Origin of the sequence: Psychrobacter sp. Sarcosine-02u-2, from assembly GCF_002836335.1 — a bacterium.
GTDB classification, from domain to species: Bacteria; Pseudomonadota; Gammaproteobacteria; order Pseudomonadales; family Moraxellaceae; genus Psychrobacter; species Psychrobacter faecalis.
In genome coordinates, this window is the sequence record NZ_PJBX01000157.1 from 1 (window position 1) to 10192 (window position 10192).

At 43.6% G+C, this 10192-nt stretch carries 12 protein-coding genes; 9 read left to right on the forward strand and 3 right to left on the reverse strand.

The features are described 5' to 3' along the window. Positions 1–309: 309 nt before the first annotated feature. From CXF58_RS06615 to CXF58_RS06630, 4 genes are all read left to right on the forward strand, one after another. Entirely contained in the window at positions 310–1122 is an 813-nt protein-coding gene (locus CXF58_RS06615) for a M48 family metallopeptidase (RefSeq protein WP_102076951.1), read from the forward strand. Positions 1123–1333: 211 nt separating this feature from the next. Beyond that, on the forward strand, positions 1334–1675 hold the full coding sequence (locus CXF58_RS06620) for a BolA family protein (RefSeq protein ID WP_102076952.1): 342 nt from the start codon (positions 1334–1336) through the stop codon (positions 1673–1675). Positions 1676–1755: 80 nt separating this feature from the next. Continuing rightward, positions 1756–2115, forward strand: coding sequence for a SirB2 family protein (locus tag CXF58_RS06625; RefSeq protein ID WP_102076953.1), 360 nt, complete (start codon positions 1756–1758; stop codon positions 2113–2115). 96 nt (positions 2116–2211) lie between these two features. After that, entirely contained in the window at positions 2212–2613 is a 402-nt protein-coding gene (locus tag CXF58_RS06630) for a hypothetical protein (RefSeq protein ID WP_102076954.1), read from the forward strand. Positions 2614–2725: 112 nt separating this feature from the next. On the opposite strand, the gene trxC is transcribed toward CXF58_RS06630, so the two are convergent. Both trxC and CXF58_RS06640 read right to left on the reverse strand, forming a co-directional pair. Continuing rightward, on the reverse strand, positions 2726–3163 hold the full coding sequence (gene trxC / locus CXF58_RS06635; RefSeq protein WP_102076955.1) for a thioredoxin TrxC: 438 nt from the start codon (positions 3161–3163) through the stop codon (positions 2726–2728). A 168-nt stretch (positions 3164–3331) separates the two neighbouring features. Continuing rightward, a complete protein-coding gene (locus CXF58_RS06640; protein WP_102076956.1) occupies positions 3332–4198 on the reverse strand; it encodes an MBL fold metallo-hydrolase in 867 nt (288 codons plus the stop codon). Between the two features lie 325 nt (positions 4199–4523). On the opposite strand from CXF58_RS06640, the gene CXF58_RS06645 reads away from it, so the two are divergent. From CXF58_RS06645 to CXF58_RS06660, 4 genes are all read left to right on the forward strand, one after another. Continuing rightward, on the forward strand, positions 4524–4895 hold the full coding sequence (locus CXF58_RS06645; protein ID WP_376779302.1) for an ArsR/SmtB family transcription factor: 372 nt from the start codon (positions 4524–4526) through the stop codon (positions 4893–4895). A gap of 56 nt (positions 4896–4951) precedes the next feature. Then, positions 4952–6661: a SulP family inorganic anion transporter gene (locus CXF58_RS06650; RefSeq protein WP_102076957.1), complete on the forward strand. Its 1710-nt coding sequence runs from the start codon at positions 4952–4954 to the stop codon at positions 6659–6661. A 185-nt stretch (positions 6662–6846) separates the two neighbouring features. Continuing rightward, complete coding sequence (locus CXF58_RS06655) at positions 6847–7173, forward strand: protein tyrosine phosphatase family protein (protein ID WP_068407559.1); 327 nt, start codon at positions 6847–6849, stop codon at positions 7171–7173. A gap of 81 nt (positions 7174–7254) precedes the next feature. Then, positions 7255–7587, forward strand: a complete 333-nt coding sequence (locus tag CXF58_RS06660) for a protein tyrosine phosphatase family protein (RefSeq protein WP_102076958.1) — start codon at positions 7255–7257, stop codon at positions 7585–7587. A 100-nt stretch (positions 7588–7687) separates the two neighbouring features. Here the strand turns inward: CXF58_RS06660 and ahpF are convergent, their stop codons facing one another. Then, on the reverse strand, positions 7688–9265 hold the full coding sequence (ahpF, locus tag CXF58_RS06665; RefSeq protein WP_102076959.1) for an alkyl hydroperoxide reductase subunit F: 1578 nt from the start codon (positions 9263–9265) through the stop codon (positions 7688–7690). Between the two features lie 514 nt (positions 9266–9779). Here ahpF and CXF58_RS06670 point away from each other — a divergent pair. Continuing rightward, the gene (locus CXF58_RS06670) at positions 9780–10028 is read left to right on the forward strand and encodes an HP1242/YdcH family protein (RefSeq protein ID WP_068407586.1); all 249 of its coding nucleotides are present in this window, start codon (positions 9780–9782) and stop codon (positions 10026–10028) included. Positions 10029–10192 lie beyond the last annotated feature (164 nt).

Genomic DNA, 10192 nt, shown 5'->3' on the forward strand with positions numbered 1-10192 from the left:
TATTTATAAATCGTAGCAAATTTTATGACGCCTGCTATAGACGCGTAGCAAACTTGCACTTAACGTATTTACAATCCTACTGCCTATTGTTACTTTTTCTGTCTAGGTTTTCACTTGCCAACATTATTATACTTATGCCTAACGATAGATAGTTGCGGTAGAGTTTTATCGTTTTGGTAGATCAGTTTTGGTAGATAGGCATGACGAGCTTTTAATCAGTTAACCTTTTTTAATAAAAAACTATCTTTACCGCGACCGTTTTCATTTTAATATTGTTTAATTTTTTTATATTTACAGCGAGGACGTTTTATGAAGAAGCTATTTACCACCACCATCATGGCGGCATCTTTGTCGGCATTGACCCTGAGCGGTTGCTCTAGTACCACTAGCACGGGCGCTGTAGGCGTTGACCGTCAGCAGCTACTTTTGGTTTCTAGTGAACAAGTACAGCAACTATCAGCGCAAAGCTACAATAAAAATATCCAAGAAGCACGTGCACGCGGTTTGCTTGACACCAATAAGGCCCAGCTCAATCGTTTAAAAAACATCTCTAACCGTTTGATTGGTCAAGTGGGCGTCTATCGTCCTGACGCAGCGAAATGGAAGTGGGAAGTTCACACCATTAAATCTAACGATTTGAACGCGTTTGTGATGCCAGGTGGTAAGATTATGTTTTACACCGGTATCATTGATCGCTTAAACCTTAGCGATGACGAAATCGCCGCTATTATGGGTCATGAGATGTCTCATGCCCTACGTGAGCACTCACGTGAGCGCTTATCGCGTCAATATGCCACGCAAACGGGCATTGGTGTCGCAGCCAGTATTTTTGGTCTATCGCAAGGTCAGGCTGAGCTTGCTAACGTTGCAGGAGACTTAGGTTTAAGCCGTCCGCACAGTCGCACGCAAGAAGCAGAAGCTGACCAAATCGGTCTTGAGCTGATGGCACGTGCAGGTTACAACCCACAAGCTGCGATTACCTTGTGGCAAAAAATGCAACGCGCCAGCCAAGGTGAGCCACCACAATTTTTGAGTACTCACCCAACCAGCAGCAACCGTATTGCGCAATTGCAGTCATTGATGCCTAAGGTAATGCCGTTATATCAAAAAGCACGTCGTTAAAATTTAATAGCAAATGGTATTCATATTAAATAGCAATAGACGACAATAATAGACGATAAAAGCAGAGCGTAATAAGGTTGCGCTCTGCTTTTTTGTGCGTATCACTAATACGTTTTTCACTGGTACAGAAGGCTTTGTTGAGCCTTGCAGTATAACTAACAGGGTCTGCTATAATAAGTACCATCAGCCAATTAAAAGGCCAAGTATTAAAATGACGAGGATAACTATGACAACAAATACGCCGACTGCAGACGCCCTAAATAATGAACTACAAGCCCTGCAAGCACAGCATATTGAACTGGTGAATGAATCAATGAACCATGCCGGTTATTTTGACGGTAAAGAAAGTCACTTTAAACTGACCATTGTCAGCGATGCCTTTGAAGGCAAACGCTTGGTGGCGCGTCATCAGCTCGTGTACAATCTAGCAAATTCACTTTTGACCTCACAAGGTGGCCAAATCCACGCTTTGGCTATCCATGCTTATACGTCAACAGAATGGCAAGGCCAAAGCCCTGACAGCCCATTATGCGCAGGGCAAAATAAAGGTTAGTCTCAAAAATTAGTCTTAACGCTATTCCCAAATAACATAGATAAGCTGGCAAACGGCACCTTTAAAGGAAACCCTATCCAATGAAACATCTACATATGCTCATGGCCGTCTTGTTGATTGCGCTGTTTTTATACCAAAGCTATGTGGTATTAAGCGCAAACAAAAAGCCACCATTTGCGGTAAAAATATCGACCCATATTCTCTATGCCGTCATTATTATTTCAGGGGCTGGCATGCTGGTACAACTTATGAGTGTCAATGCGCCAGTACAGTGGGTATTTGCTAAAGTTATCTTGCTGGTAGCAGCACTCAGTGCCAGTATTAAAGCCTTTAATGACAAAGCCACGCCTAGTCAAAGAAAAACCGGTATTCTGATCACGGGTATTGCCTATGTTGGCATCTTGGTACTCGCCTTTACCAAGCCGGGCAATTTATTTTAGGAGTCGTTAAAAGTTATATTTTTCAATATCTTAATCGCTATTTTTTTGCTATCTTAAATAAATATAAACCTCTCAACGTCGCCTTATGGAGCTATTATGAAAACTCTTACTGCAGCAACACTACTCGCCACAGCTGGCGTTTTTGCTCTCTCGGGCTGCGCCTCAACAGGTAACATTACGCCGCAATACGTGCCACCGAGCACTTATCAAAGCTATGACTGCCAAGCACTGAGCCAAGAATATAACCGTGTCAATCGCTATGTCAATGCAGCACGCAATGAGCAATCGACCATAGCTGCCTCAGGTGTCGGCGTTGGGGTTTCCGCCGGACGTTGGGGTATCTCGCCTAATATCAGCTTTGGCGTGGGTAAAAGTAACAATACCAAAGCCCGTGATGCCAAATTATCGCGACTTTATGGTGAGCGTGATGCCATTATCCAATCTGCTCGTATCCAGCACTGTAGCTTTGCCAATGGTATTAAGATTTATGGTGAGTAATCATTAATACCTGTTTCATAGTTTTGAAAGTCTCTTACAAAAAAAGCCAATACGCGATAAGCATATTGGCTTTTTTATGTTTAATCATGACGAGCAGTAACTCAGTCTGAGATTAAGAATTTAAGCTTCTTACCCACTGTACGATTTGATCGCTTGGTAAGGCTCCAGACTGGCGCGCGATTTCTTTGCCGTTTTTGAAGGCCACCATCGTCGGCAAGCTACGAATATTATAAGGTGCCGCCGCTTGCTCATATTTATCGGTTTGTATTTTAGCAAACACCACTTGTGGCAGCTGACTGGCTGCGACTTTAAACTGCGGAGCCATCATTAGACACGGCTGACACCAGCTCGCCCAAAAATCAACGATGGTCAATACCTCATTTTTTTGAATGACTTTGCTAACCGTCTGGGCATTGAGTTCATGTGGAGTGGCCGTTAATAATGGCTGACCACATTTGCCACAGTTTGGTGCGGCATTAAGGCGCGCTGCAGGTACCCGATTGGTGGCACTGCAATGCGGACAGACTAGATGAGAGTTTTGCTCACTCATGATACAACTCCTTTAAAAATAACAGTGGCGGGCGTCTTAGTAACGCTCTCATAAATAGACTAGCATCAAGATAACCGTTGCACGTATTGTGATTGCGTAACGCTTTGCGTATTTTTTACCTGTTAATTACTTATCAATCTTGGATGAATAAATCAATCGCCTGACTGCTTAAAGCGCATTAAGTGGCACTTTTAGATAACGGGTGCCATTGTCTTCGGGTTCTGGAAAATGTCCGGCATCGATATTGAGTTGTACTGACGGGATAATGAGCCGCGGCATCTCTAGCGTGGCATCGCGGCGCTCGCGCATCTCGACAAACTCCGCTTCATTGATACCCTCTTTGACATGGATATTACCAAGCTTTTGCGCGGCTACCGTCGTGGTTGGACAATGCTTGCGACCTTGACTCGGATAGTCATGGCACAGATACATGATGGTTTCGTCAGGCAGTGCGAGCAATTTTTGGATAGACTGATACAGGGTTTTGGCGTCGCCTCCGGGGAAGTCGCAGCGCGCTGTACCAACATCGGGAGCAAATAGCGTATCACCGACAAAGACCACGGTTTTTTCATCATCAGCGGCAAGATACGCCATATCCGCGCGGGTGTGACCAGGCACATACATAGCAGTAATCGTAATACCGCCAAGCGTCAAGGTCTCGCCTTCATCGGTCAAGATATCAAACTGGCTGGCATCGGTACGAAAACTGCTATCAAAGTTAAAGATTTGCTTAAATATTTTTTGCACTTCGGTGATATGTTGCCCGATGACCAACTTACCGCCAAGCTCATCTTTTACATGGATAGCAGCAGATATATGGTCGGCATGAGCATGGGTTTCTATAATATAAACCAGCGTCCAGCCCTGCTCTCGAACGAACGCTATTACTTCATCTACACTCACGGTATCCGTATGTCCGGATTTAGCATCAAAATCCAGTACAGGATCGATGATGGCACACACTTGATGCTGCACGTCCGCGAGTACATGGGTGTAAGTTTCCGTGTCGCTATGTAAGAAAGAATGAACTTGCATGGCTACCTCTTTACTTGTATATGAATGTTTTAATTTTTAAGGTATTGTTCCGTATAATAGGCGCTTATTTATGGCATTTGCTGCTGATTTATAGTATCTATCCCTAGTGTTGCCTATATTTCCTATGCATCTACCTATCAATACCAGCACTATAGCAATCATTATACATTTTATCAATTTATATAATGTAAATAATGATAACTTGCTATAAGTCGCGATATCATTGATAATTAACTATATATATATCCATAACTTATCTATAAACTCTGCTTTTTCTATTTATATCTTTTATAAGGAGCTCGCTCTGACTACTTCAACTTCAGCATTGAGCACAACCACCACCCCCACTGGCACGCCTGCATCTGCTAACATCGCAGACTTTGCGCCCAAAGACCTTGCTGAGCAAATGCAACAAGCCTCCATGCAAGCCAGCCAGTTATTAAAATCGCTCTCACATCCTGACCGCTTATTACTTTTGTGTCAATTGACCCAAGGCGAGTACTGTGTCAGTGAGCTTGAGGACTTGGTCGGTGTCGGTCAGCCAAGTTTATCGCAGCAGCTAGGTATTTTGCGTAAAGACGAGCTGGTGACGACTCGCCGTGAAGGTAAGCAAATCTACTATAGTATCGCAAGCGACGATGCTTTATCGGTATTGCAGTTATTGTATGAACGCTTTTGTGCCAAAACAGACGCCTAACTGCGCGTTTGGTTTTTAACCATTTTTAACTTTCTTTATCGTGATGACATATCGCTATGCCTTCTATCGTCGCTCGTCTGATTCCTGCTTGGTTACGTCAGTATCATCTGTCTGCCCTGCCGACTGACATCATCGCAGGCTTAGTCGTTGGCGTGCTTGTCATTCCGCAAAGCCTAGGCTATGCGGTGCTAGCAGGGTTGCCGCCGGTCTATGGACTCTATGCGGCTATCGTACCCGTGCTGGTATATGCGTGGATAGGCTCGAGCAATGTCCAAGCCGTAGGGCCTGTCGCCATTACAGCGATTATGACAGCCAGTAGTTTGCATCCTTATGGCAATGATGGCACGCAGCAATATATATTGATGGCCAGTTTATTATCATTGATGGTTGGCACGATGTTATGGCTGGCGGGAAGGCTGAAGCTTGGCTGGATTATGCAGTTTATCAGTCGCGGCGTATCGGCAGGCTTTATCAGTGGCGCGGCGGTATTGATTTTTGTCAGTCAGCTTAAGTATCTGACGGGGATTCCTATTGCAGGCAATGGCCTTATCGGTTATTTATCGAGTATGCGGATGTATGGCCACCAGCTGCATCCGCTAACCTTGATCATCGGCGTGATTGCATTTACGCTATTATTTGCTAATCGCTATGCGAGCAAATGGGTCTGGCGCTCTTGGTTGTCAGCCTCTTATGCCAAATGGGCTGAACGTCTATTTCCGCTTATCTTGCTTGGTCTTGCCATTGTATTAAGTATGAGTTTGCATTGGACAACGCATGGCGTAGCGACGATTGGTGATATTCCGCAAGGGCTGCCCAGCTTTACCCTACCGTACTTGCCAGATTTTCATGAAGCGCTCAATCTATTACCGAGCGCAGGTTTAATGGCGTTGATTATCTTTGTCTCAAGTAGCTCAGTAGCCAGCAACTATGCACGCCTGCGCGGTGAAAGCTTTGATGCCAATCGTGAGTTAACCGGACTGGGTCTGGCCAATATGGCGGGCGGCTTTTTTCAAAGCTTTACCATCGCTGGCGGCTTTTCACGTACGGCGATTAATGCCGACTCAGGCGCCAAAACGCCAGTCGCAAGTCTGGTAACCGTGCTGGTTATGATTGCTGCGTTGATCGCTTTTGGTCATTTATTAGCGACTCTGCCCTACGCTCTCTTGGGCGCGACTATTATGACGTCAATTATCGGTCTCATTGATATGGCGACTTTAAAGTCAGCATGGCAACGCGACCGCTTAGATGCGGCGAGCTTTCTGGCGGCATTTATCGGGGTGCTTATATTTGGGTTAAATACGGGCTTAGTCATCGGTTTGATGGTGTCGTTTGCTAGCCTCATTTGGCAGTCGAGTAAACCACATGTCGCTGTCGTCGGACAGCTAGCGGGTACAGGACATTTTCGCAATATCAATCGTCATGATGTGGTAACCTTTAGCAATTTATTGATGCTGCGTATCGATGAGAGCTTGTTTTTTGGTAATAGTGAATCCGTGCATCGCAGCGTCATACAAGCGACGCGGCAGTACCCCGAGGCGCATGAGGTTATCCTGATTATGTCAGCGGTCAATCATATTGACTTGACCGGACAAGAGATGCTTATCAGCCTCAATCAAGAATTATTGAACCAAAAAAAGCACTTAAGCTTTAGCTTTATTAAGGGACCGGTGATGGATATTATCGAGCATACACCGGTCATAACCCATCTATCAGGGCAGGTTTATTTAAGCACCATGGATGCGGTCAATGCGCTAAAAGATAATTAGCTTATAGCTGACCAATTTTTCGCTTAAATTAATCCTGACAGAAAGTGCTTTTGAGGAAACATCAGTGACAAAATATAGCTATGATGACCACTGTGTTATGCTAGATTGTAATAAGCCTTTAAAATTTACAGAATCTAGAAATAGACAAAACCTTACGCCATTTAATATACGCGACCGAAAAACTTATGACCGATGATTTAACCATTTATAAGCAAATTTACCCAAGCCAATGCGTCAAGATTGCCGAGCTTGGCTACCGCTCTGTGCTCAATATTCGACCTGACGCTGAAACAGAGACGCAGCCTAATAGCTGTGACTTTACCAGTGCAACGGCAAAGGCCAACCTTACCTATCAGCATTTACCATTTGATGATGAGCGTTTAAGCATGGCGACTGTCGAGCAGTTTGCAGCCTTTTATCGCAGCATGCCCAAACCCATCCTGATGTTTTGCGGCACGGGTGCACGCGCCAAATTGCTCTATCAAAGCGCACTGATGCAAGGTTTGCTATAGAAAGCAGGTAGGCTTTATTGAAATATTTTAATCTAAGCGCAAAATTTTCGTTTTTACGCTAAAAAATAAAAAGGAGCTTTTATGAGCCATGAAGTGAGTATTACCGGACAAATCACCCCTGATCAAGTACCTATGATTGCTGAAAATGGTTTTAAGACCATTATTAATAACCGTCCAGATGGTGAAGAACCAAACCAACCAACCAGTGCTGAGATTGAAGCCGCGGCTAAACAAGCAGGTCTTTCTTATAAAGAAGTGTCTTTTGCCGGTAGCGAGCTCAATCAAAACCATGTTGAAGAATTTGCTGACTTTTTTAACCAAGCTGAGCAGCCTATACTGATTTTTTGCCGTACCGGCAACCGCTCCACGGGTATTTATGAAGCGGCAAAACGTATGGATTTGTTAGACGATTGATAATGCCCTGAATAAAACTGTTGTTGCTCAAAAAACAAAACCCCTAAAACCTTAGTAGATTTTAGGGGTTTAAAACTCTAGTGGAAGCTAAAACAACATTTTACTGCATCACTAAGTATTCAAACGCTGATAATGCTGCTTTTGAACCTTCGCCCATGGCAATGTTAATCTGCTTAAATGGCACAGTCGTTACATCACCACAAGCAAAGATACCTTTGCGGTCGGTGCGGCAACGCTCGTCAATCTCAATCTCGCCAAAGCGGTTTAGATCCACAAAGCCTTTGACAAACTCAGTATTTGGCACCAAACCAATTTGGACAAACACCGCTGACGTATCCAGCTCTTTGGTTTCATTGCTGCTACGATCTTGATAAACAAGCGAAGTCACTTTACCATCTTGCGCTTTAATCTCTTGCGTTGCAGCACTGGTAATGATATCAATATTACTCTTTTCTTTGGCTTTATTAATCAGTACTTGGTCAGCCTTTAAATCATCGGCAAATTCAAGGACGGTTACGTGTTTAACAATACCTGCCAAATCTAGCGCTGCCTCGATACCTGAGTTACCACCGCCAACGACCGCAATATCCTTACCTTTAAAGAATGGACCATCACAGTGCGCACAGTAGGCTACGCCTTGACCCACGTTTTCATCTTCACCCGGCACACCAAGCTTACGCCACTGGGCACCGGTCGCTAAGATAATACTGCGCGTCTCAAACGTTTCCCCAGTGTTGAGATGAATACGGTAGTTTTCTTCTTTAGTTTCACTGATTTCTTTGACGCTGACATGCTCTTTGAGCGTAATGTCATATTCGTGCAAATGTTTCTCAAAGTTCGCTGATAGCTCACTACCAGTTGTTAAAGGCACAGAGATTAAGTTCTCGATATCTTGCGTGTCTTTCACTTGTCCACCGATTCGGTCGGCGACCATAGTAACTTTTAAGCCTTTACGCGCGGTATAAATCGCCGCCGCCACACCAGCAGGGCCTGCACCGATAATCGTTACGTCCTGCTGCTCTAACTGCTCAGCGTCATCAGCCACTTCGCTCAACAAATCAGGGAACTGCTCTTGTAACTTCTCAATCAATTTAGCGGTATCGATTTTACCATTGGCAAACGGTTTACCATTTAAGAATACCGCAGGTACACCTTGGATATTATTGGCATCGACTTGCTCTTGAAACAAGGCACCATCAATCATCTCATTACTGATGTCATCGTTGAGCAGCGCAAATTGGTTCAGCGCTTGCACCACATCCGGACAGCTGTGGCAAGACAGCGAGACATAAGTCTGAAACTGTAGCGGCTTATTAAAACGCTTAATCAGTTTTTGAATACCTTCATCCAGTTTTAGCGTATGGCCGCCCGCTTGTAAAATCGCCAAAATCAGCGAGGTAAATTCATGGCCTCCAGGGATCCCACTAAAAACGATACCCGTATCAGTCAATGCATTATCAATATGACTGACGACTTTAAAACTAATCGGACTTGGTAAGCTGTCATCGGTTGCTGTTGCATCAAAATTAATCTTATCTGTGGTGCCAGCGATTTTAGTTAAAAAATCAATCAGCTCAGCACGTTTGCTATGTTCGCCGCTACCCAATACAAAGGTAATGGGGCGGGTCATATTTTCACTATAGCTTTTGACTGCGTCTAATAAACCTTGATCTATCATGTTTGTTCCTCATTATTATCAGATATGTAACGTCAGCTATATCGCTGCACATTTAAATAGGGCTTGGTGACAAGCTAAGTAACTGATTTAAAAAGCCATAAATACTTGGCTTACCACCTTTGATACGTCTATTATCAAGGCTTTGGACGTACCACGCAAGCCGATAAACTCAAACTTTATGTTTAATAAAACAAATCATAAATAGAAATTACTATTTAATTTTAAAACTATCAATAAAAGAAAATCCATGACAGTCATGGTATCTGGTAAATTTTTTCGCTACAATCAGATGAGGCGAATAAGAAACACTCTTATTTACCGGTCGGCAGATTGACTGCTAGTTGTCGTTAGCAAATGCCCTTTCTGCTGCGCATAAGCCTGTTCAAAACTGAGCTGAATTGCGATTTGGCTTGGTAAGAATGAAGTCTCACAATCATATCAATCCATCAGAGCACTCTTAACTAAAATGCGCTATGGCTTTACTAAGCCTGCGCTTCATAACAAGGATGACAACATGAGAAAGACTGATACATGGCAAGACAACAGAGATATTATTTGCGAACTTAAGCAAAAAGACAGCTACTTTGCGAGCATTTTTGATGAGCATACCAAGCTTGATCAGCAAATCAACCAGCTCGATAAGGATTTGGTGACGCACGCCAGCTGTGACGAAGAAATAGAAAAAATGAAAAAGCGCAAGCTGCACTTAAAAGATGAGATTTATAAAATAATCGATAAAAATAAACTCAATTCTGCGGTATAAACGCTTTAGTTTATAACGCTACCTGATTCAATAACGGCTTGGTTCGATAAGCAAGTAAGCATCGAACCAAGCCGTTATTTTTTGTCGCAATTTTAATTGTACTTAGATCAATATAAGTCAATAAACGCTCGATGAGCATTGGCCAAATTAACCATTTACTTACT